Source organism: Exiguobacterium sp. s57 (assembly GCF_018617685.1).
GTDB classification, from domain to species: Bacteria; Bacillota; Bacilli; order Exiguobacteriales; family Exiguobacteriaceae; genus Exiguobacterium; species Exiguobacterium marinum.
In genome coordinates this window covers 295,311-318,462 of sequence record NZ_JACSKR010000001.1, presented here as the reverse complement: position 1 = coordinate 318,462, position 23,152 = coordinate 295,311, and the positions used below count along the sequence as shown (strand labels likewise).

Here is a 23,152-nt window from a genome sequence, read left to right as displayed (position 1 = left end):
GCTCACGCGTGACTATTGATTCTTATACGCCTTCGTATGCTGCGTACATGATTTCTTTCAATTCTTCAACGAGCGGCATTTTCGGGTTCGCCGTCGTACATTGGTCTTCGAATGCGTCGACCGCCATTTTGTCAATCTTCGCATCAAGATCTGCTTTCTTGATGCCTTGTGCTTTGAACGAGAGTTTGATGTTCAAACGTTGTCCGAGCTCAATGATTGCTTGGACGAGTGATTCGACACCTTCTGCTGTCGTGCTTGCCGGAAGACCGAGGTAACGTGCGATTTCTGCGTAACGTTCGTCAGCGATGAATGACTCATATTTCGGGAACGCCGCAAGTTTTGATGGGCGTGTCGCATTGTAACGGATGACGTGTGGCATGAGGATCGCGTTTGTGCGACCGTGCGGTACGTGGAACTCTCCACCGATTTTGTGAGCGATCGAGTGGTTGATGCCGAGGAACGCGTTCGCGAACGCCATACCTGCCATTGTTGACGCGTTGTGCACTTTCTGACGAGCTTCCGCGTCGCTACCGTTTTCATACGCTTTTGGTAGGTAGTCGAAGATCATCTTCATCGAACGGAGCGCAAGTCCGTCCGTATAGTCGTTTGCCATGACTGATACGTAAGCTTCGATGGCGTGTGTCAACACGTCCATTCCTGTATCTGCCGTGATTGATGCTGGTACGGTCATGACGAACTCAGGGTCGACGATGGCGACGTCTGGTGTGATCGCGTAGTCAGCAATCGGATATTTCACATTACGTTTTTTGTCTGTAATGACGGTAAAAGGTGTTACTTCTGAACCTGTACCAGAAGTTGTTGGGATTGCGACGAACATTGATTTGTTACCGAGTGTCGGGAACTTGTATGTCCGTTTGCGAATATCCATGAATTTCTGACGAAGGTTTGAGAACTTCTCTTCTGGACGTTCATAGAAGAGCCACATTCCTTTCGCAGCATCCATCGGCGAACCACCACCAAGTGCGATGATCATGTCTGGCTGGAAGTGACGCATCGCTTCAGCACCGTTCATGACCGTCTCAACAGATGGGTCTGGTTCGACTTGGTCGAAAATACGGTACTCAACACCTGCTGGTAAGTTTTTGATGACTTTATCAGCGAATCCGAGTTTGACCATCATTTCATCCGTTACAATCATCGCCCGCTTTTTCGTTGTGAGTGATTGAAGGTATTGGACAGAGTTTTTCTCAAAGTAGATTTTTTCAGGTACTTTAAACCATTGCATATTCACGCGACGTCTCGCCACCTTTTTCACGTTGAGTAGATGTTTCGCCGTCACGTTTTCAGAGACGGAGTTTTTACCGTAAGACCCACAACCGAGCGTGAGGGATGGTGTCATTTCGTTGTAAAGGTCACCGATTCCACCGTGTGCTGATGGTGAGTTGACGATGATGCGACAAGCTTTCATACGAAGACCGAAATCAAGGATGGCATCGTCGTCCGTTGAGTGGATGACAGCTGTATGGCCGAGACCACCGATTTCAAGCATTTTTTCAGCAACCGCAAATCCTTCTTCACGTGATTGAACTTTATAAGCACCGAGGACCGGGCTCAATTTTTCATGTGAGAGAAGTTCTGTCGCGCCAACCGTTTCAAGTTCAGCAATCAAGATTTTTGTGTCAGCTGGGACTTTGAGACCTGCTTTTTCTGCAATCCACGCTGCCGGCTTCCCAACGATCTCTGGGTTGACTGCGCATGTGTCCGTACGGATGACGAGTGTTTCAAGTTTCGCTTTTTCTTCAGGTGAGCAGAAATAGCAACCGAGTGCTGTCATTTCCGCTTTCACTTCTTCGTATACTTCTTGGTCGACGATGATTGCTTGTTCAGACGCACAGATCATCCCGTTGTCGAACGTTTTTGAAAGGATAACGTCTGAGATGGCACGTTTCACTTTTGCTGTTTTGTCGATATAGGCTGGTACGTTACCAGGTCCGACACCGAGAGCCGGTTTACCAGTCGAGTAGGCGGACTTGACCATCGCTGCTCCACCAGTAGCAAGGACCATCGCGACACCAGGATGATTCATGAGTGCTTTCGTCGCATCAAGTGACGGGACTTCTACCCATTGAATCAAGTTTTCAGGAGCTCCTGCGGCTACCGCTGCGTCACGGAGGACCCGCGCTGCCTCACTAGAACATTGTTGAGCTGACGGGTGGAAGGCAAAGATAATCGGGTTACGTGTTTTAATGGCGATGATCGCTTTGAACATCGTAGTAGAAGTAGGGTTCGTGACCGGTGTGACACCTGCAACGACGCCGACCGGCTCTGCGATGTATGTGATTCCGTTTTGAACGTCATCTTCAAGGACGCCAACCGTTTTCTCTCCACGAAGTGAGTTATAAATATATTCTGTCGCAAAGATGTTTTTGATCATCTTATCTTCAAAGACACCGCGACCTGTTTCTGTATATGCTAGTTTCGCAAGTTCGACGTGCTTCTCTAGACCTGCGAGCGCCATCGCTTGTACGATGTGATCAATTTTCTCTTGGTCGAACGTCATTAACGTATCGAGTGCGGCGTGTGCGCCCGCTACGAGCGTATCCACCATTTGTTCTGCCGTTGTTTCCACTTTTGCTTTCTCTTTAACTGCCATGTTAGGTTCCTCCTCATAAGTGAGAGCTTTTAATGAACATATTGACTTGATGGAAGCACGATGTGGTGCTTGTTTTCAAGAGATTGTGCTTTCCTTCACATTCATAGAATACAATGTTTTCCCGGTTTTGTGGGTGACAACAATGTGAACTCTTTCACAATATTTTTTTATCATTTGTTGATAGCTCTTGATTTTTTCATGCACCCTCAGTAAAATCGAATACGTTTTCATGAAAACATGAGTAACAATTCATGTAAACGCTTACATTAATTGTGTCAGTTCTATCTCTTATAAGATGTATCAATCATCACATCAACCCGTTTTTAGGTTCAACTGCACCTAACTCGTGTATAATGAACATAGAACCTAACTAGGAAGTGAATCTATTATGCCGAAACAAGATGCAGCGGACCAGTTTGTCAAACTAATCCCTTTAATTCGTCGTAAATTGCTACGTCGATCTGATTTTCCTCAAATTCCAAACTTGAACTTTTCTCATTTCCATCTATTAATGTTGATTGAAGACGAGGGGGCAGTCACGAATGGACGAATTAGCGAGACACTCTCCATCGCACCACCGAACGTCACCCCTCTCATCACGAAACTGTTGAACGAGGGCTACATTACCCGCGTACCCGACGAACGGGATCGCCGAGTGATATGGAACCAGCTGACGGAGAAAGGTGAGCGAATCTTACTTGAACGAAGAGACTCGTTCCGAACGCTATTCGAAGAGCGCCTCGCATTTTTAAATGAAGATGAGACAGACCGGCTGATTGAAAGTTTGAAGACCCTCACTGAGATTGTAGAGAAAATGGACAAAGGCGACGAGTAAATCTTTACTCGTCAATTCAGCCAACTTCTTATATAATCTGTAATGAATCTACGTACAAATGGAAAGAGAGATGACATGTAATGGGTCGTAAATGGAACAACATTAAAGAGAAGAAGGCGTCTAAAGATGCCAACACGAGTCGCGTTTATGCGAAGTTCGGTCGCGAAATCTATGTGGTCGCCCGACAAGGGGAACCAGATCCTGAATTGAACCAGTCATTAAAATTTGTGGTGGAGCGCGCTAAAACATATAACGTGCCTCGCGCAATCATCGATCGTGCAATCGATAAAGCAAAAGGCGGCGACGAAGAGAACTTCGACGAACTTCGTTATGAAGGATTCGGACCGAATGGTGCGATGGTCATCGTCGACACGTTGACGAACAACGTGAACCGTACAGCATCAGAAGTTCGTGCTGCTTTCGGTAAAAACGGAGGCAACATGGGCGTCAGTGGTTCGGTCGCTTATATGTTCGATGCGACAGCCGTCATCGGTGTCAACCAAATGTCTGCAGATGATGTTCTTGAACTTATGATGGAACACGACCTTGACGTTCGTGATGTCATCGAAGAAGACGAGACGGTAATCGTCTATGCCGAGCCTGAAGCGTTCCACGCCGTTCAGACCGCATTCAAGGCTGCCGGGGTTGAGGAGTTTGCCGTCGCAGAGTTGACGATGCTCCCACAGAACGAAGTGTCGCTCGATGACGCATCGAAAGAACAATTCGAAAAATTAATTGACGTTCTCGAAGACTTGGAAGATGTGCGCCAAGTGTATCACAACGTCGATATGTAACACGCAAGCGATAACTTTTACGAGTTATCGCTTTTTTCATGAGCGATTTGACAAGGGTCACATCATATGTTAAATTTCAAAAAGTCTTTATCATATTAAAGTGATACCAAGAGAAAGAAAATATGAAAGGTGTTGGATGTATATGAATGCAGTGTTACTTGCAGTCATCGTCTTATTCGCGCTCGCCATCAGTCGAGTGCACATTGTATTATCCTTAATATTAGCGGCGCTAGTCGGAGGGCTTGTTGGAGGACTTGAGTTTAACGATACGTTGACCGCTTTTAGCGACGGCCTCGGGGGCGGAGCGAGCATCGCGCTCAGTTACGCACTCCTCGGCGCATTCGCCGTCGGGTTGTCGAAGACGGGTCTACCAGACGTCTTGGCCGAAAAACTGATTGCCATGTCGGGTCGTGACGTGTCGGGTAAACGCGTGAGTTATGTCAAAGCGTTCTTATTGTCGCTACTCTTATTATTGTCGATCAGCTCACAGAACGTACTCCCGATTCACATCGCCTTTATCCCGATTGTGATTCCACCGTTACTCGTCTTATTCAATGAATTGAAACTAGATCGCCGTCTCGTAGCGACAATCTTAACTTTCGGTCTTGTGACACCATACATGTTGTTACCGGTCGGATTTGGCGGAATCTATTTGAATGAGATTCTCATTGCGAATGTCGAAGCGAACGGCTTGACAGTCGGCGACGTCAATATCATCTCAATCATGGGAATCCCGGCATTAGGTATGGTCGTCGGATTGATCGCAGCGTTCATCCATTACCGGAAACCGCGAACGTATGAAACAATCGCACTCGGACCGTCTGACTATGAAGTTCGTCAAATGGGCGGTTTCAAGATGATCATGACGCTTGTCGTTGTTCTCATCGTTCTCATCGTTCAATTACAGACCGAGTCGATGATCGCCTCGGCAGTGACAGGACTGATGTTACTCTCGATTTTCCGCCTCATCCCTTGGTCGGAGGCAGATGACATCTTCACAAGCGGCATGCGCATGATGGCGTTCATCGGTTTCGTCATGATTGCCGCAAGCGGATTCGCAGCCGTCATTCGTGAAACAGGCGCGATTGATCCGCTCGTCAACGGTGCGAGCAATCTGATGGGTGACTCGAAAATGATTGCCGCTCTCGTTATGCTACTCGTCGGACTAGTGATCACGCTCGGAATCGGGTCAAGTTTCTCGACCATTCCAATCATCGCAGCCATCTTTGTTCCTCTTTGTGTACAGTACGGTTTCTCTGTGGAGGCGACGATTGCCATCATCGGGACTGCGGGTGCTCTTGGTGATGCGGGGAGTCCTGCAAGTGACTCGACGCTCGGACCTACGAGTGGATTGAACGCTGACGGCCAACACGATCACCTACGTGAGACGGTTTGGCCAACGTTCCTACACTACAACATCCCTCTCATCATCTTCGGGGTGATTGCGGCAATGGTCCTTTAATCATTTCTTCCGTCGTGAATAAATAGTTCCTAGTAAAATTAATATGAGGATAAACCAGATTCCGGTGTACATGAGGATTTCGGTAAACATAAAACTCCTCCTAAACAAAAGATAAGGAGCGACGGTTGTCGCTCCTTTTTTATGATGAGGTTTTTAAGACAGTCTTGCAAGTTTCGAGATAGGAGTCGACGACTTCTGCCACTTCTCGCCCTTCTCGAATTGCCCAAACGATTAAGCTTTGACCTCGCTTCGCATCCCCGGCGACAAAGACGTTATCCGTTGCTGTATGGAAATCCTTCGTCTTTTCGACGCCGATTTTCCGCAATTCATGCTCCGGTCTCTCAAACCCAATCGCAACGAGGACGAGGTCCGCAGGATACGTCTCTATCGAATCTTCTTCCACGAAGAAAGTCGCCTGACCATCCGGGTTGACAACTTTCGTCATCCGTTCCGTTTCAATCCCAGTGACACGTCCCTCTTTCGTGACGATTTGGTTGGAACGAATCAAATACGTTCTCGGGTCTTTCTCATACACCGCGAGCGATTCAGCATACGCATAATCGGTCGTTAGCGTGTCAGGCTGCAACGGCCAAGGTTTCTCAGGTGCACGAAGCAACCCTTTTGATGGGTGCTTACCAAATTGAACGACTGATTTTGCGCCTTGACGAATCGCAGTCGCCACGCAATCGGCGCCTGTGTCCCCACCTCCGATGACGATGACATTTTTGTCTTTGGCGTCAAATTTCGATTCGAGATGTACTCCTTTTCGTTCATGCATCGAGGCTGTCAAATAGTCCATTGCCATTTCCACGCCAATGGCATCATCTCCATCAATCCCAAGCGTACGCTGTTTTTGTGCGCCAGTCGCCAAAATGACAGCATCGTACTCGTTACGAAGCGATTCGACCGTCACGTCGGTACCGACCTCTACATTCGTCCGGATGACGATTCCCTCTTGCTCGAGCAGGCGAACACGACGTCTTACGACACCTTTATCCAGTTTCATGTTCGGGATTCCGTACATGAGGAGCCCTCCCGCTTCGTCCGCTTTCTCAATGATGGTGACCGAATGTCCAAGTTGATTCAATTGATCGGCTGCAGCCAATCCGGCTGGACCGCTTCCGATAATCGCGACCGTCATCCCGGTTCTATGCTGAATCGATCTCGGTTTCACCCATCCTTCTTCAAAGGCACGATCGATGATTGTCCGTTCAATCGATTTGATGGCGACAGGATCTTCACTAATGGCGAGCGTACATGATCCTTCACACGGCGCCGGACAAACCCTTCCCGTGAACTCCGGGAAGTTGTTCGTCTCCATCAATCGATGATACGCACCCATCCAGTCTGCTTTCGTGACAAGCTTGTTCCATTCTGGAATAAAGTTATGAATCGGGCATCCAATCGTCTCCTGACCAATCAACTCCCCGACATGACAGAACGGTGTGCCGCAATCCATACAACGTGCGGCTTGTTGCTGGACAGATTCGTCATCCATACGAGACGCATATTCATCATAATCTCTCACCCGTTCATCAACCTGACGCTCTGGTAAGGTCGTTCGCGCGATATTCAAAAAGTTATGTTTCATGCGGTACCTCCTTCAGTCACGACGCGGAACAATTCAAGTGCTCGGTCGGCCTCACTCAATTCTGGACGATTCGCCTCAATCTGACGCATCACGTCTAAGACGTTCGCATAGTCTCTCGGAACGACTTTCACAAAGTGTGAACGCACTTGTTCAAATGACTCTAAAATCGTCCGTGCTTTGACGCTGTCTGTATGGAATTGATGCGCTTCAAGAAGTGTATAAATTTGTTCCATGTCCTCATCGTCCAGTTCTCGTTCGACGGAAACGAGTTCCTCATTGACGAGTTGTTCATACGCTTGTGCTCCGTAAATATAAGCTGTTCCACCAGACATACCGGCCGCAAAGTTTCGCCCAATCTGTCCGAGTACGAGAACAGTACCACCCGTCATATATTCGCAGCCATGATCTCCGACTCCTTCGACGACTGTCGCTGCACCTGAGTTACGGACGGCAAAACGCTCGCCGACGTGCCCGTTAAAGAAAGCTTGACCGCTCGTCGCTCCGTATAAGCAAACGTTACCAGCAATCATTTGTTCACTCTCGTCAAAAGGGGCATGTTTTTCAGCAATCAACGCCAGTTTCCCTCCACTCAAGCCTTTACCGATATAATCGTTTGCATCTCCAATCACAGAAATGGTGATTCCACGTGGTATGAATGCACCTAAACTTTGTCCGGCCGACCCACTAAGTCGAAGTGAAATCGTATCGTCCGGAAGACCAAACTGACCATGAACTTTCGTTACTTCAAATCCTAACTGCGTCCCGACCGCTCGATCGGTGTTGCGAATCCGGCCAACGAAGAATGTCGGCTGCAACGAGCTAATCGACCGGGAAACTGCTGGAATCAATTTCCGATGATCATAGGAATAATATGCCGGATGAGGTAGCTCTTCAGATTCTGGGAGTGGTGTCGGCATTGAGAGCATCGGTGCTAAATCCAACCGTTTTGCTTTCGGATGAATCGTCTTCCACTCACTTTCTTCGAGTAAATCCGTTCGACCAATCACTTCGTCGAGTGACGTCACACCAAGTGATGCTAAGATCTCCCGTACTTCTTCAGCTAAGAATGTCATCAAGTTGACGACATGTTCTGGTTTCCCCATGAATTTTTGGCGAAGTACCGGGTCTTGCGTCGCCACACCGACCGGGCAAGTATCTAAGTGACATGCGCGCATCATGATACAGCCGAGAACGACAAGCGGTGCTGTCGCAAAAGCGAACTCTTCCGCTCCGAAGATTGCGGCCATGACGATATCCCGCCCTGTCATAAGCTTACCGTCCGTCTCAAGCGTGACTCTCCCCCGCAATCCATTCAATGCAAGCGTTTGATGTGTCTCTAAGAGACCGAGTTCCCAAGGGAGTCCCGTATGCTTGATTGATGTCTTCGGAGAAGCACCAGTCCCGCCATCATATCCACTGATGACAATCGTATCCGCGTTCGCTTTTGCCACACCTGCCGCAATCGTCCCGACCCCTGATTTCGATACGAGCTTGACACTGATTTTTGCGTTCGGATTCACATGCTTTAAATCAAAAATCAGTTGTGCCAAATCCTCGATGGAATATATATCGTGGTGCGGAGGCGGCGAGATCAGTCCAACCCCAGGAACCGAACCTCGAACTTCCGCTACCCATGGATACACTTTGTTCCCCGGAAGTTGTCCACCTTCTCCAGGTTTTGCTCCTTGAGCCATTTTAATTTGAATTTCATCGGCATGATAAAGATATTCGGCTGTCACACCGAAACGTCCACTCGCGACTTGTTTGATGCGACTGATTCGCTCGTTTCCAAATTCATCTGCCACATAACGAGCGCGGTCCTCTCCCCCTTCACCAGAATTACTTTTCGCACCAATCTGGTTCATGGCGATGGCGAGTGTTTCGTGCGCTTCTTTCGACAACGACCCGAACGACATCGCGCCGCTCTTGAATCGTCCCACAATCGAAGTGATAGGTTCAACTTCGTCAAGCGCCACAGGACGTTGTGCTTTGAACGTAAACAACTGGCGGATAAACTGTCCTGAAGACTCATGCAATTTAACGTAGGCGTCGTAGTACTTTCGATCATTCTCGCGGCAAGCTCGTTGCAACAAATGAATTGTCTTTGGATTGAATGCATGCTCTTCTCCGTCTGCCCGCCACTGGAAATCGCTCCCCGCTTCTAGCGGACGATTCGTCTGGTAAGCGGATTCGTGCAACACTCTCGCCTCGCCCTCTAGTTCAACGAATCCAATCCCAGATAGTTGAGATGTCGTTCCTCGGAAATGCCTTTCAATCAATCGACTGTCTAATCCGATCGCTTCGAAAATTTGAGCCCCACGATAGCTTTGAATCGTCGAGATACCCATCTTCGACATGATTTTGACGATCCCTTCTACGACCGCTTTCTGATAAGATCGAACAGCCTCTTCAAACGTATGAGCGATTTGACCATGTTCAACTAAGTTTTGAATCGTTGCATACGCGACGTATGGATAGACCGCATCTGCTCCGTAACCAATCAACGTCGCTGCCTGATGCACTTCTCGAACTTCTCCACTCTCACAAATGATGCTACAGCTCGAGCGTAAGTTCTCCCGAATTAAATGCTGGTGTACCGCACTAAGTACGAGAAGTGAAGGCATTGCAATTCGCAACTCATTCATGAGGCGATCAGATAGGACGATGACGTTCGCACCTTCTTGAACAGCTTGACTGACGCTCTTCAAGAGTACGTCAAGTGCCGATTCTAAATCACTCGCAAATGTTGCATCGATTCGTTTGAGTGTAAGTCGTTCATCAATCTGATCAAGGGTGGTGCCATCAATAATCGGATGGTCTAACCAGACACGCTTCGCATGCCCGCGTCCTGTATGGACCGGATCTCCTTGCGGACCAATCCAGGTGAATGTCGCCGTGACAATCTTCTCTCGTAATGCGTCAATAGGCGGGTTCGTCACTTGTGCAAAATGTTGTTTGAAGTAATGGAATAGCGATCGTGGGCGTGTCGAAAGCACAGCGATTGGTTGATCGTGTCCCATCGACCCGATTGGATCTTTCTCGTCATTAATTAAAGGAACCATGTATTGTTCGATGTCCTCTTTTGTATAACCGAATGCACGTTGCACACGATCTAGCTCTGAAACCGTTTGCTCCTGAACACCTCTGTCCTCACTAATCATCATTTGCTTTAGCCATTTATGATATGGCTCTGACTTCGCAATCGTCTCCTTGATTTCACTGTCAGGAATCAATCGCTTCTCAATCAGGTCAATCAACAACAACTGCCCTGGTCTGAGGCGTTGTTTTGATTTGACGTTCTCAGCATCGACCGGAATGACCCCCGTCTCAGACGACAGGATCAATTCCCCGTCCAATGTTTCGATGTAACGCATCGGACGCAATCCATTCCGATCTAAAATTGCCCCGATTTGCCGACCATCTGTAAAGACGACACCAGTCGGACCATCCCACGGTTCCATGATTGAAGAATGATATTGATAGAAGTCACGTTTGAAAGGTTCCATTTTCGCTTCCACGAACGGTTCTGGAATTAACATCATGGCTGTGTGCGCTATCGAACGACCGGTCCGTGTGAAAAATTCAAAGGCATTATCGAGCATTGAGGAGTCACTGCCATCCTCTTGGAGAACAGGGAACAAGTGATTCACGTCTTCAAACAGGTCTGTTGAGGTGACTCCTTCACGTGCACGCATCGCATCGATGTTTCCTCGTAACGTATTGATTTCACCATTATGGACAATCATCCGGTTTGGATGCGCTCGTTCCCAGGACGGGAATGTATTCGTTGAGAATCGAGAATGGACAATGCCGAATGTACTCTTATAGTGAGGCGATTGTAAATCCAAGTAAAATGCGGAGATTTGGCTAGGCGTCAACATTCCTTTATAGACAATTGTCTTCGTCGACAAACTAGCGATATATAAGTTTAACATTTCGACTTTTTCGATTTTTCGTCTGAGTTCATAAAAAACCCGTTCATTTGCATCTTCATCCAGGAATGGGCATGAGATGAACCACTGATAGATGACCGGTTGCGTCACACGGGCATGTTCACCGATTTGTGTGGAGTCCACGGGTACTTCGCGCCACTCGATCGTCGAGCAATCCAATTCATCCGCCATACGTTCCATTAATTTAACTTTTTCATTCAGTCGATCTTCTGACGGCTGAAAAAAAACCATTCCGACAGCGTAACGACCGAGTGACGGAAGGTTCATCGTTTGCATGAACAACTCATGTGGAATCTCTGTCATAATGCCAGCACCATCTCCGGCATCGATGACGCCTTGTCCACCTCGGTGCTCTAAATTACACAACATCGAAAGTGATTTACGGACAATCTCATGTTTTTTAAGTCCGTGTAAATTGACATATAGTCCAATTCCGCACGCATCTTTCTCAAATCTTGAGTCATACAGTCCAACTCGACTCATATCATCGACCCCTTTCACTCACAGTTTCGTAATTAACATTTTGTTCTAAATATTCTGATAAATCAAGTGCGCTGTATGTATTTTTGCATAATAAGAATATCAAAGAATATATATGAAAGCGCATACATCATTGATATCAATGAGTTACTCAGTTTTAGTTATATTAGATAAAGAATAAATATCCATCAATATTATTTGTTTATAGGTTCTTAAGAACGTAAAAAAGGATATCACTTAAGATATCCTTTTTTATTATTCAACTGTTTTACGCGTATGGTGTATAAACGATTTCGGTCGCTTCCACAAAATCAATCCGATATACCCAATTGCAAGCAATGCGAGCGCACTAACGATGACGACATATAGCGTCCCCTCTTCGATTCTTGCAAAAATACCGATGTATGCCCAAACGAATACGAGAGGATAGATGAAGTCGTGGTGCCACCACATGAAGAGAAGGGCTAGTACGACCCCAACCATGAGCATGAGTGACGTCCAAGCAAGTTCATCGAGTCCTAACAGTGAAGTAATCTGCTCCGTCTTCATGACGACAAACGTATTGACGATTGTTGCAACCGATACCCAACCGATATAAATGGAGAATGGGAAGCGGTCGAGCCAACTTGTAGACGTTCGGAACGCGATATAGTACAGCCAACAAAGAGAAGCTAAGAATGATACCATGACGACGAGAGAGATGATGAACCACTCATTCGTGAATGCAAGTAGCCATAACCCGTTCAATACACATGAGATTAGAAATCCTGCCTTCATTCGATTAGCTTGTCGATTCGCCACCGTCCCTTTTTTCACTTGCAAGACTAACCATACAAGTAACGCCACATAGATGACTCCCCAAATCGAGAAGGCGTAGCCCGCTGGCTTAAAGTAAATATCGATCCGGTCTGAAACCGCGGCATTGTCACCACTCGCAAAATAATTGATGACAACCGTCGCCAAGAAAGCGACCCAGTTCACTATCGGCCATTTAGATAAGTCCATATCCTCGATCTTCTAAACGAAGATCAAACACCTCCTTTTAGCAACATAATAATCAATACCCCGATCCGTGTGACTCTACACGTCAAAAGGGACTTGCCTAAGCGAGTCCCTTTTGATTAAAAATCGATTTCATCTGGGTCTGGTCCGAGACGTTCACCCGTCGCCACTTGGTCGATTTTTGCTAAATCGTCTGCATCGAGTGAAAAGTCAAACACGTCAAAATTCTCACGGATTCGGTGTGGTGTAACCGATTTTGGTAAGGCGACGTGACCCGACTCGAGGTGCCATCGAAGCACAACTTGTGCAGGCGTCCGGTCATGCTTCTCAGCTATTTCCGAAAAGACAGGAATGTCTAAGAACTTTCCTTGCATAAGTGGACTCCACGCTTCAATTTGAATGCCTTCATCTTGGCAATAGTCTAGCAAATCCGGTTGTGGTAGTTGTGGGTGTAGTTCCACCTGATTAATGAGTGGTGTCATAAGTCCCGCTTCTTTCAACGCTTCAAGATGGTGCTCTTTGAAGTTTGATACACCGATTGCTTTAATCTTCCCAGCCTTATACAAATCGATGAGGTCCTTCCATGCCTCGACAAAGCCATCTACCGGCCAATGAAGTAGGCAAAGGTCCAAATAATCTGTCTGGAGTCGCTTCAATGAGTTTTCAAAAGCTACTTTTGTTTTCCCCTCACGAATATCATCATTCCAAATCTTCGATGTGATGAACAATTCTGAACGGTCGACTCCTGAAATTTTGATTCCTTTTGCGACGCCATCTTCGTTTTTATAAATTGCAGCCGTATCGATATGACGATAGCCCGTTTTAATGGCCTCAACGACAGCTGCTGGTGCTTCAGTATCATTGTCGACTTGCCACACTCCAAAGCCGATCATCGGAATTTCTACCTTGTTTCTTAACGTAGCATATAACATCTAGTTCATCCCCTTTTTATTCTATCGAACTGATTCTATCATACCCGAGAATTTATTTTGAAAAACTAAATCGTCAAATCTTTTCGGATAAAACGGATGAACGAGAGTACTGAAAAGAACATTAATAAGCCGATTAACCATATAAAATGAATGCCACCAAATTCTTCACGCATGATGGCCGGAGCATCAAAGAGAGAGAAGAAGGAAATGTTCCCTAGCCATTCGAACTGCTCACTCACTCCGTTAATGATATTCACCATTAAGAAAAACGTAAAGATTCCACCCGTCACCATATAGGATTTGCTACTATCATCGAACAGACTTGCCAACATATAAGCAACGACACCTAATACGAGCAGCATGAGTGCTCCGTTCAATTGAAGCATCCATAGAACAGAATAGTCGATTTGTAAATCAAACAATACATCTGCTGCCATGAGACTGAGCCCATTTAATCCGACAAAAAAACTTACTGCAATGATGAGGATGACAAATGTGGACAATACATACGTGACTCGAGAAATCGGTGCCGCCATGTAAAGCATGATTTCTCCAGAATCGACCGGTTTGGCGAGGAGTTTTGAGGCAAACGTCAACGCAAACAACACAGCGAGTACATAAAAGATCAATCCATAATAATTACTCGACAACAAATTGAGCAAATTATCCATCGCCATCGTCGCATCGATTTGGAACACGTCGAGCAGTTCCGGTGGTAAGGACTCTAACTTTGCCTCAATCAATCCCGTTTCCTGAATGGATGGGAAAATAGCCGCCAAAAAGAAGAGGTAGATACTTGTTCCGATTGAATAACCGAGAATCCAACTGCGATTTTGTCTAAACATAGATCTTATTAACATTTATGTCGCCTCCCCGTAATACTGCATAAACAAGTGTTCGAGTTCGTCTTCGCCACTCTCAAGTGAACGAATCTCATAGTCGGCAAGCGTTCGGATTAAGTTGTTTAAGTCTCGTGGCGACGTGATCGCGACCTCGACGTGTACTCCATCTCGCGATCCGGAAGCTTCGATGAACCGGATCGCCTCTGTCTCTGATGAGAATTCGATTCGATATCGTTTCACACTATGCTGTCGAAGTTCTCCCATGTTTTCCTCGATGATAATGCGGCCGTCTTTAATCAATGCGGCACGATCACACGTCCTTTCCATCTCTGGAAAATGGTGTGAACTCATGAGAATCGCTTTTCCTGCTTGTTTTTCTTCAATCAACCAATCGATTAACCGTTCCTGCATGAGCGGGTCAAGTCCACTCGTCGGCTCATCTAAAATATAGACAGGCACATCTTTCATGAAGCACGTGATAATAGCCAACTTTTGCTTCATTCCTTTTGACATCTTCCGTACTTTCGTCGCTTCATCAAATGAAAATCGTTCACGAAGCCGCCGTTCGCGGTCAGTATCTGTTTTGTGCAAATGACGGGTCAACCGAATGATTTCTTCTCCGGTCATGTTTTGTGGGTAATTGATTTCTCCCGGCAAATAGCCAACGCTCTCTTTCACCTTCTCTGTTTCTTGCCAACAATCGAATCCATTGATTGAGGCTTTCCCTTCATTTGGTTTCAAAAGTCCCATCAAATGCCGAATCGTTGTTGATTTACCTGCACCATTCGGTCCGATGAATCCAAAAATCATTCCCGGTGATACGTTAAGCGAGACGTCAAAAATACCGTGTGTCGAATCGAACCGTTTCGTCAATTGCTGAATCCGAATCATCTTGAATCCCCCTTTTTTGAAATATTCATTTAATATGATTACAAAATTAGTATATCACGTTCTTTTTTGAAATGGTAATGGTATATTTATTACAAAACTATAGAAAGGAGCGATTATACAAATGGATGGATTCGCAAAACGCACTGAAGAAAAACGACAGGCCATTTTAAGCGCGGCTTTTAACTTAATGACAGAGAAGCAATCTCGATTTACCGTAAGCGAGCTCGCTAAAAAAGCACACGTTTCCCCCGTATCCATTTATAATTATTTTGGTTCAAAAGAGCAGGTCATCATTGAAGTATTGAAAAAAATGACGGAGGAACAAATGAATTGGATCGATCAAAAAATCGAATCGAATACTCCCTTCGACGCGTTACTCGTAGACATCTTGAAGCGAAAAATTAAGACAGCGGTTCTCTTTGATGAGACCATTACGAAGACAATGCAACAGGACCCAAACTGGGAACAACTTGCGACCCGGGGATACACCGCCTTCGCCCGACTGATTGAGTACGGTAAGCAACAAGGATCAATCGATGTGACCTTATCGACCGCCTCTTATCTTCGCTATGTTCAGTTAATGCAGCAGGCCATCCTGTCCGATCCTCATTTTTCAATCGGTGATATGAAAGAAACGATGGAAGATTATTTTCATTTCTTTTTAAACGGGGTTATTAAACGTTAAAAGGTGACTGTCTAAGATTTTCAGACAGCCACCTTTCTTCATGTTTTATAGATAAAGTCTTCGATCGGATAAAGCGATAGATCCACTTCGGCGTCGCCTGTAAGAACGAGATCACTTAACACTTTCCCGATGAATGGGCCTACCGTCAATCCGGATGAGCCTAGACCGTTCGCGACTAGCAGGTTTTCTGCCCCGGGCACCCTTCCAAGCACAGGGATCGAATTCGGTGTGACTGGACGGAAGCCAACTTTCGTTTCAATGAGTTCTGCTTCAGCAAGACCAGGTGAAGACTCCAAACCTTTTGTCAGTACTTCATGAACACCAATCGCCGTCGGTCGTGCATCGAATGCTTTTCCTTTCTCATGCGTTGAGCCGATGACAACCTTACCATCGTCAAATCCAAGTAAATACCGTCTCCGTGGTGGCATGACAACCGGCCAATTCGATGCATCGGTGTCCTTTAACTGAACGTGAACGAGTTGCGCCTTCTCTCCGTCGACACGAGCTGTATATCCAATAGGCTGTAACAGTTCCGGTAGCCACGCCCCCGCCGCAAGGATGATTTCATCCGCTTCATGGAGAACTCCGTCACACTCTACGCCAATCTCATCCCCACCAGTCAATCGTGCCGAACCATAGACGAACTTTGCACCGCGTTTTTGGGCGACACGCTCGAGTGCTCCTCGGAATTTCCCACCGTCCACACGTGCTCCACCTGTTACTAGAAGCGCATCATATTCATCGGATAACGGAGGAAAGCGGAGTTGTGCCTCTTGTGCGGTCAATCGTTCGAGGTCGCCGATTTCCGGGGCCTCTTCACGTCGTTTCATCGTCCGCTCCATCATCTGGTCAAGTTTTGCTTCTTCATGTAGCGCAAGAGTCCCGACCCGTTTGTATCCGGTCTCCGTTTCCCCTTCAGCTTCCAACTCTTTCACGATCTGCGGATAATAGTGCGCACCTCCTTTTGCGAGTGCGTACCATGCTTTATTGCGTCGTTGCGCAATCCATGGACAGACGATTCCTGCTGCCGCATCTGTCGCACGTCCTTCTTCTTTACGGTCGATGACCGTCACGTCAGCTTTACCTGCTAAATGATAGGCTGTCGATACACCAACGATTCCCGACCCGATAATCACAATTTTCTTCATCATAAATCTGTCCTTTCAGACAGATGGACACATCCTTTCGTGAAAAAATCATCGACCCAATGGATCGATGATTACATGTTATTCTCTCATCGCTAGACGATACAATAAGTCTAACAATTCAATATACAACCAGACGAGTGTGACGATTAATCCGAACGCCGCCACCCATTCTAATTGTTTCGGCGCACGAGCTTCGACCTGACTTGCAATAAAGTCAAAGTCTAAGACGAGCGCGAGCGAAGCGACGATGACAATGACAAACTGTACGCCGATTGCAAGCGGGCTCGAACCGGTCATAAACGCCAACCCTGAACCGAATAGACTCATGACGAGTTGCACGAGATATAGCAACATGACTGTGAACATGGCAGCCATGACACCGGCTCTGAATTTTTGTGTCACTTTGACGAGACCTGTCGTATAGACAAACCACATCGCAAAAGCAACGACAAACGTCGTCAATACGGCACGTCCCACAATACCAGGGACCATCGCTTCAAAGAAATACGAAATCGAACCGACAAACACACCTTCAATAATACCGTAAAGTGGTGCAACAACCGGCGCTGTATTCGGTTTAAACGTGATGAGCAAGGCAAAGATAAACCCGAGGATGAGCGATCCAATCATGATCGGGAACAAGAGTTCTTCCTCAATTGTAGGGACGACAAGCCATGTCGTACCGGCTGCCGCCGTCACGAGAAGAAGCAATGTAAACACTTTGGACCATGTCCCTGCTTTTGTCATCGGCTCAGCACTATAAGCTGTAGAGTGCATAGATTTACGAAGTAATGGATTCGATTTTAAGTTCAACGTTGTATAGCTCCTTTATGATTCAGTTACTGTTTTGCGAACACGTCGATGAACGCGCGCATATAATCTGGTAAATCTGGTGGTCGGCGACTCGAGACGATATGTCCGTCAACGATGACCGGCTCATCATGCCAAATCGCACCCGCATTTTCCATGTCATCTTTGATTCCCGGCGTGCTCGTCACGTTCACACCGTCTAAAATGTTCGCTGAAATCAGCACCCAACCAGCATGACAAATTTGACCGATCGGTCGCTTTTGTTCATCCATATAGCGGACGAACCCCTTCACCGAATCAAAACGACGTAACAAGTCAGGTGACCAACCACCCGGAACGAGAATCGCATCGAACGAAGTGATGTCTACATCATCAAACGATACGTCTGATTTGGCAGGGACACCATATTTACCGATATACGCATGATCGGCTTTCTCTCCCGCGAGGATCACGTGCGCTCCTTCTTCACGAAGACGGTGCACCGGATACCAAAGTTCTAAATCTTCGAAGTCATTACTGACAAGTTGAAGAACTTTCTTTCCTTGAAGTTTCATCAAACCCCTCCTTATATTCATTCACCATTATACCCGAAACCGAGAGTGGCGAAAACGAAGAATCGTGATTGTTGTTCCATGATATTGATTAGGGATGACTCTCACCACTATATCTTGTGTTTCCACTCTACAATATTGATATTATATGATACCTTTAGTGGTAGGAGATTGAGAAGGAGGCACATCACGTATGAAGCAATATCATGACTTATGTCGACATATTCTCGACAATGGAATAGCGAAAGAAGACCGGACTGGTACAGGGACGACGAGCGTTTTTGGCTATCAAATGCGCTTTAATCTGCAGGAAGGTTTTCCCCTTATCACGACGAAAAAATTACATACTCGTTCGATCATTCATGAACTACTTTGGTTCATTTCGGGAGAAACAAACATTCGTTATCTACAAGAGAATGGAGTCCGTATTTGGAACGAATGGGCAGATGAAGAAGGCAATCTAGGACCCGTATACGGCTCACAATGGCGTTCGTTCCCGCGCCCGGACGGCTCGACCGTCGATCAGTTGGCTCAAGTGATTGAACAAATCAAGACAAATCCTGATTCGAGACGGTTGATCGTCTCCGCATGGAACCCTGGACAACTAGAGGAGATGGCCCTCCCGCCCTGTCATCTGTTGTTCCAATTCTATGTCGCCGACGGGAAGCTATCTTGCCAATTGTATCAGCGGAGTGCCGACACCTTTTTAGGAGTTCCGTTCAATATCGCTTCCTATGCGCTTCTGACGCACATGGTTGCGCATGTGACCGGCCTTGAGGTTGGTGATTTTGTCCACACAATCGGAGATGCACATATTTACCACAACCATCTCGAGCAAGTGGAGCTTCAACTCTCACGTGAGCCACGCCTGTTACCACAACTCAAGATTGTCCGAGACGTCCCCTCAATCGAATCATTCCGTTTTGAAGACTTTGAGATTCTCGGATATGACCCGCATCCACATATTAAAGGGGAAGTGAGCGTATGATTTCGCATGTCGTTGCGTATGGGCAGAGCCGAGAAATCGGAAAAGACAATGATTTGTTATGGCGCTTGCCAGATGACTTGAAACACTTCAAGACCGTCACGTCTGGCGGGACAGTCGTAATGGGAAGAAAGACGTTCGAATCAATCGGAAAGGCTTTGCCAAACCGACGCAATATCGTCGTCACGTCCGACTCTTCATTTGAAGCAGATCAAGTCGAAGTATGGCATGACTTGGACCGTCTTGTTGAATTGAGTGAGCAGGAAGAATGCTTTGTCATTGGTGGTGCCACCTTATATGAGCAGACGATGCCGATGACGAGTCGAATCTATGCCACGGAAGTCGAATCTAGGTTCGAGGCCGACACGTATTATCCTGAACGCACAGGGGAATGGACGGTCACAAATCAAATCAATCATCCACAAGACGAAAGACATGCATATTCCTTTACATTTAAACAATACGACAAAGCAGACATCGAGTAATCATTGATGTCTGCTTTTTAGTCTGGTAGTTTTTCTAGCCACTGTTCAATTTTTTTCGTAATGATTTCGTCATGTTCTTCATCCGCATAGTCATCATAAATCGCTTCAAGCTCAGATGCGGTACGTTTCGATACTGCGAGAATGTGGCTATATTTCCCCCGCTGCTCCTTCACGGCAGACAATGTACCTCTCGCTTCATCTACCCGGGCATCATCCAAGACGAACATTTCAATGTTATCGTTACAAGAATACGCTTCATAAGGACGATACACTACTTCATATCGGCGGTGTTCTTTAGGCAGTCGGTCCGCGAGCGAAATATATGTATTCGTTGACATCGTCACATATGCAATCCGCTTCTCTTCACGGACTGCAGATGAATAACGGACAACACGATTTCGTCCATCTCGTTTCGCTTTGTATAACGCCTCATCTGCATAGGCGCACCATTCACCAAGTGTATAGCCCGTCTGGCAGACACGCGTGTAGCCAATCGATACCGTCACTTGATGGTCATAAGGAAACTCCATCGTTTCGATTTTTGAACGGACACGCTCCAACACCGTTTCGACAATCGCCCGATCTGAAACATTTAAGAGAATTAAAAATTCTTCTCCACCATAACGAATGAGCTCATCGCTCGAGCGAATCGCATGGCGAATTTCCTCTGATACACGATGAAGGACGTCATCTCCGTATGAATGACCGAACGTATCGTTCAATTGTTTGAAATGATCGATATCAAGTAAGGCGACAGCAAAACTCTCTCCAGAGCGCTCCAATCTCGAGATGAATCGAGAGAATGTCGGTTTCAAATACTTGCGGTTAAAGGCTCCTGTCAATTCATCCACGAGTAACGCCTTTGATACGAGACGGGATTTTTCAATATGTAATCCGAGACGTACCAACCGTTCCTCCATCGGAACCCACGATTCCCAATAATCATCGAATCCGTAAGAATATGCAGCAAGACGATAGTGTTCATTCGTACCGATGACGATGAGCGGCACATAGAGTTTTCTCATTTTGCTGACGAATGATTGGATGTCTCGTTCTTTGAACTGCGGCCATAGTTCGACGTCCATGATGATGGCTTTTGGCACATCCTCATAATCGTATTCAACCGCTTCTTCGAGGGTTTGTAAAAATACCGGACGAGCTCCTAGTTTTTCGACACGCGATTTATAGCGACTAAATGTAGAAAAACTTGCTGATAAAATCAGGACAAGGTCTTCATCTTCTTGTTCAATTCCTAGGACTGTATGGATATACCGCTTCACAGGTGAAATCAGGGTCAATGCTTCCGCTTGGGTGAGGACACTAGGTAACTCCTTCGCGTCAGACTCGACACGACTAAAGATTTCTAACAAATGCATCAAACGTCGTTGTCTAACTTCCTTCTTCATCCAATCGAGTAGAAATTCGATATCGCTTTTTGGAATTTGTCTAGACTCTGATATCTTCTTCAAAATCATATGTATACGCTCAGTGAGTTGACCTTGCTCCATTTTCGTCCCCCCTATGTTCGTACTCCCCGAATTATCTTATGCTTCGATTATGCGACTTCGGCGGTTAAAATACAACTATTTCCTTATTTATTTTCTATTGTTTTACATATACATAGGTCATATGTCCTAAAATAGACATACAAAAAGCGGTCTTGCGACCGCTTTTCGTTATTTTTTCACTTTTAGATTTGGAGTAGTCATCTCTTCGGGACGAATCCATTGATTGAATTGTTCTTCTGTCAATAAACCTGTTTTCAATGCCGCTTCTTTTAAAGAGGTGCCGTTTTTGTGTGCCGATTTTGCAATTTTTGCAGCGTTCTCATATCCGATATGCGGATTGAGTGCTGTGACGAGCATGAGTGATTGCTCTACGTTTCGTGAAATCACTTCCTGATTCGGTTCAATCCCGACAGCACAATGATCATTAAATGAATGTAAGCTGTCCGTCAATAGACGGCATGTTTGTAGGAAATTGTACATGATGACCGGCTTGAAAACATTCAGTTCAAAATTCCCCTGACTCGCCCCAAAGCCAATCGTCGCATCATTACCAAGTACTTGCGCGGCAACCATCGTGAGAGCCTCGCTTTGCGTTGGATTTACTTTACCAGGCATAATCGAGCTTCCCGGTTCATTTTCTGGAATCGTAATTTCTCCGATTCCCGCACGCGGACCAGAAGCCAACCAACGCACATCGTTCGCAATCTTCATGGCGTCCATCGCTAGTGCTTTTAAAGCACCGTGCGTGAAGACGAGTTGATCGTGACTCGTTAGAGCGTGGAATTTGTTCACGGCTGTAATGAACGGCTTGCCTGTCTCTTCTGAGATTTTCTTGGCTACGACTTCACCGAACTCAGGGTGCGCGTTGATACCTGTCCCGACGGCCGTTCCTCCGAGAGCAAGCTCAGTGAGTGGTTCTATCGTCCGTTCAATCATCTGTTTTGACAGTTCTAGCATCCGCACCCAGCCGCTGATTTCCTGTCCGAGCGTGACCGGTGTCGCATCTTGAAGATGCGTCCGTCCGATTTTGACGATATCCATATACGCTTTCGCTTTTTGCGAAAGGGTTTTGTAAAGCGAGTCGATTGCCGGTAGGACATCATCTTGTACAGAAAGGATGGCTGCGATGTGCATCGCTGTCGGATACGTATCGTTCGAGCTCTGCGATTTGTTGACATCATCATTTGGATGAATCGTGATCGATTGTCCTCGTGCCTGTAACTTTTCATTGGCAAGATGCGCGATGACTTCGTTGACGTTCATGTTGGACTGCGTTCCTGAACCCGTCTGCCAGACGACAAGCGGAAATTCGGCGTCGTGTTGCCCTGCTAAAATCTCATCCGCAACTTCCGAGATGATGATCGCTTTGTCTTCCTCAAGTACACCAAGTTCGGCGTTCGCTAAAGCCGCTCCTTTTTTCAAAATGGCAAAAGCGTATACAATCTCAAGCGGCATCTTCTCAGCACCGATTTTAAAGTTTTCAAGACTTCGCTGCGTTTGCGCTCCCCATTTCGCATTAGCTGGGACTTTAATTTCCCCCATTGTATCCCGTTCGATCCGAAAATCCATTGTAAATTCCCCCTC

18 protein-coding genes are annotated in these 23,152 nt (G+C 46.4%); 6 read left to right on the top strand and 12 right to left on the bottom strand.

The features are described from left to right. Nucleotides 1-22: 22 nt before the first annotated feature. A complete protein-coding gene (gene adhE / locus KNO98_RS01630; protein WP_026826057.1) occupies nt 23-2,614 on the bottom strand; it encodes a bifunctional acetaldehyde-CoA/alcohol dehydrogenase in 2,592 nt (863 codons plus the stop codon). 388 nt (nt 2,615-3,002) lie between these two features. On the opposite strand from adhE, the gene KNO98_RS01625 reads away from it, so the two are divergent. From KNO98_RS01625 to KNO98_RS01615, 3 genes are all read left to right on the top strand, one after another. Beyond that, entirely contained in the window at nt 3,003-3,449 is a 447-nt protein-coding gene (locus tag KNO98_RS01625) for a MarR family winged helix-turn-helix transcriptional regulator (protein WP_026826058.1), read from the top strand. 80 nt (nt 3,450-3,529) lie between these two features. Beyond that, nucleotides 3,530-4,243: a YebC/PmpR family DNA-binding transcriptional regulator gene (locus tag KNO98_RS01620; protein WP_026826059.1), complete on the top strand. Its 714-nt coding sequence runs from the start codon at nt 3,530-3,532 to the stop codon at nt 4,241-4,243. 142 nt (nt 4,244-4,385) lie between these two features. After that, a complete protein-coding gene (locus KNO98_RS01615) occupies nt 4,386-5,705 on the top strand; it encodes a Na+/H+ antiporter family protein (protein WP_214698412.1) in 1,320 nt (439 codons plus the stop codon). 139 nt (nt 5,706-5,844) lie between these two features. On the opposite strand, the gene KNO98_RS01610 is transcribed toward KNO98_RS01615, so the two are convergent. From KNO98_RS01610 to KNO98_RS01585, 6 genes are all read right to left on the bottom strand, one after another. Then, nucleotides 5,845-7,296, bottom strand: a complete 1,452-nt coding sequence (locus KNO98_RS01610; RefSeq protein WP_214698406.1) for a glutamate synthase subunit beta — start codon at nt 7,294-7,296, stop codon at nt 5,845-5,847. Then, complete coding sequence (gene gltB, locus KNO98_RS01605; RefSeq protein ID WP_214698404.1) at nt 7,293-11,732, bottom strand: glutamate synthase large subunit; 4,440 nt, start codon at nt 11,730-11,732, stop codon at nt 7,293-7,295. Before gltB ends, KNO98_RS01610 begins: the two co-directional genes overlap by 4 nt. Nucleotides 11,733-11,984: 252 nt before the next feature. Then, the gene (locus KNO98_RS01600) at nt 11,985-12,734 is read right to left on the bottom strand and encodes a tryptophan-rich sensory protein (protein WP_214698397.1); all 750 of its coding nucleotides are present in this window, start codon (nt 12,732-12,734) and stop codon (nt 11,985-11,987) included. A gap of 116 nt (nt 12,735-12,850) precedes the next feature. Next, nucleotides 12,851-13,663, bottom strand: a complete 813-nt coding sequence (locus tag KNO98_RS01595) for an aldo/keto reductase (protein ID WP_026826064.1) — start codon at nt 13,661-13,663, stop codon at nt 12,851-12,853. Nucleotides 13,664-13,728: 65 nt separating this feature from the next. Next, entirely contained in the window at nt 13,729-14,523 is a 795-nt protein-coding gene (locus KNO98_RS01590; RefSeq protein WP_026826065.1) for an ABC transporter permease subunit, read from the bottom strand. Beyond that, the gene (locus KNO98_RS01585; RefSeq protein WP_214698395.1) at nt 14,524-15,396 is read right to left on the bottom strand and encodes an ABC transporter ATP-binding protein; all 873 of its coding nucleotides are present in this window, start codon (nt 15,394-15,396) and stop codon (nt 14,524-14,526) included. It abuts the gene before it with no gap. A 121-nt stretch (nt 15,397-15,517) separates the two neighbouring features. On the opposite strand from KNO98_RS01585, the gene KNO98_RS01580 reads away from it, so the two are divergent. Next, entirely contained in the window at nt 15,518-16,081 is a 564-nt protein-coding gene (locus KNO98_RS01580) for a TetR/AcrR family transcriptional regulator (protein WP_214698393.1), read from the top strand. 38 nt (nt 16,082-16,119) lie between these two features. Here the strand turns inward: KNO98_RS01580 and KNO98_RS01575 are convergent, their stop codons facing one another. From KNO98_RS01575 to KNO98_RS01565, 3 genes are all read right to left on the bottom strand, one after another. Beyond that, on the bottom strand, nt 16,120-17,229 hold the full coding sequence (locus tag KNO98_RS01575; protein ID WP_214698392.1) for an NAD(P)/FAD-dependent oxidoreductase: 1,110 nt from the start codon (nt 17,227-17,229) through the stop codon (nt 16,120-16,122). Nucleotides 17,230-17,307: 78 nt separating this feature from the next. Further along, nucleotides 17,308-18,042, bottom strand: a complete 735-nt coding sequence (locus tag KNO98_RS01570) for a Bax inhibitor-1/YccA family protein (protein ID WP_214698390.1) — start codon at nt 18,040-18,042, stop codon at nt 17,308-17,310. 26 nt (nt 18,043-18,068) lie between these two features. Continuing rightward, the gene (locus KNO98_RS01565) at nt 18,069-18,593 is read right to left on the bottom strand and encodes a type 1 glutamine amidotransferase domain-containing protein (protein ID WP_214698388.1); all 525 of its coding nucleotides are present in this window, start codon (nt 18,591-18,593) and stop codon (nt 18,069-18,071) included. Nucleotides 18,594-18,783: 190 nt separating this feature from the next. Here KNO98_RS01565 and KNO98_RS01560 point away from each other — a divergent pair, with 190 nt between their 5' ends. Beyond that, nucleotides 18,784-19,578 (top strand): thymidylate synthase, encoded by a 795-nt coding sequence (locus tag KNO98_RS01560; RefSeq protein ID WP_214698385.1) that lies wholly within the window; start codon nt 18,784-18,786, stop codon nt 19,576-19,578. After that, a complete protein-coding gene (locus tag KNO98_RS01555; RefSeq protein ID WP_214698384.1) occupies nt 19,575-20,060 on the top strand; it encodes a dihydrofolate reductase in 486 nt (161 codons plus the stop codon). Before KNO98_RS01560 ends, KNO98_RS01555 begins: the two co-directional genes overlap by 4 nt. A 17-nt stretch (nt 20,061-20,077) precedes the next feature. Here KNO98_RS01555 and KNO98_RS01550 read toward each other — a convergent pair whose 3' ends face one another. Continuing rightward, nucleotides 20,078-21,568: a GGDEF domain-containing protein gene (locus KNO98_RS01550; protein WP_026826073.1), complete on the bottom strand. Its 1,491-nt coding sequence runs from the start codon at nt 21,566-21,568 to the stop codon at nt 20,078-20,080. A gap of 168 nt (nt 21,569-21,736) precedes the next feature. Then, nucleotides 21,737-23,137, bottom strand: a complete 1,401-nt coding sequence (gene fumC / locus KNO98_RS01545; RefSeq protein WP_214698382.1) for a class II fumarate hydratase — start codon at nt 23,135-23,137, stop codon at nt 21,737-21,739. Nucleotides 23,138-23,152 lie beyond the last annotated feature (15 nt).

Bases quoted from the DNA above. Each gene is read 5' to 3' on its own strand.
- adhE (WP_026826057.1), bottom strand. From the start codon at position 2,614: ATGGCAGTTAAAGAGAAAGCAAAAGTGGAAACAACGGCAGAACAAATG.
- KNO98_RS01625 (WP_026826058.1), top strand. From the start codon at position 3,003: ATGCCGAAACAAGATGCAGCGGACCAGTTTGTCAAACTAATCCCTTTA.
- KNO98_RS01620 (WP_026826059.1), top strand. From the start codon at position 3,530: ATGGGTCGTAAATGGAACAACATTAAAGAGAAGAAGGCGTCTAAAGAT.
- KNO98_RS01615 (WP_214698412.1), top strand. From the start codon at position 4,386: ATGAATGCAGTGTTACTTGCAGTCATCGTCTTATTCGCGCTCGCCATC.
- KNO98_RS01610 (WP_214698406.1), bottom strand. From the start codon at position 7,296: ATGAAACATAACTTTTTGAATATCGCGCGAACGACCTTACCAGAGCGT.
- gltB (WP_214698404.1), bottom strand. From the start codon at position 11,732: ATGAGTCGAGTTGGACTGTATGACTCAAGATTTGAGAAAGATGCGTGC.
- KNO98_RS01600 (WP_214698397.1), bottom strand. From the start codon at position 12,734: ATGGACTTATCTAAATGGCCGATAGTGAACTGGGTCGCTTTCTTGGCG.
- KNO98_RS01595 (WP_026826064.1), bottom strand. From the start codon at position 13,663: ATGTTATATGCTACGTTAAGAAACAAGGTAGAAATTCCGATGATCGGC.
- KNO98_RS01590 (WP_026826065.1), bottom strand. From the start codon at position 14,523: ATGTTAATAAGATCTATGTTTAGACAAAATCGCAGTTGGATTCTCGGT.
- KNO98_RS01585 (WP_214698395.1), bottom strand. From the start codon at position 15,396: ATGATTCGGATTCAGCAATTGACGAAACGGTTCGATTCGACACACGGT.
- KNO98_RS01580 (WP_214698393.1), top strand. From the start codon at position 15,518: ATGGATGGATTCGCAAAACGCACTGAAGAAAAACGACAGGCCATTTTA.
- KNO98_RS01575 (WP_214698392.1), bottom strand. From the start codon at position 17,229: ATGAAGAAAATTGTGATTATCGGGTCGGGAATCGTTGGTGTATCGACA.
- KNO98_RS01565 (WP_214698388.1), bottom strand. From the start codon at position 18,593: ATGAAACTTCAAGGAAAGAAAGTTCTTCAACTTGTCAGTAATGACTTC.
- KNO98_RS01560 (WP_214698385.1), top strand. From the start codon at position 18,784: ATGAAGCAATATCATGACTTATGTCGACATATTCTCGACAATGGAATA.
- KNO98_RS01555 (WP_214698384.1), top strand. From the start codon at position 19,575: ATGATTTCGCATGTCGTTGCGTATGGGCAGAGCCGAGAAATCGGAAAA.
- KNO98_RS01550 (WP_026826073.1), bottom strand. From the start codon at position 21,568: ATGGAGCAAGGTCAACTCACTGAGCGTATACATATGATTTTGAAGAAG.
- fumC (WP_214698382.1), bottom strand. From the start codon at position 23,137: ATGGATTTTCGGATCGAACGGGATACAATGGGGGAAATTAAAGTCCCA.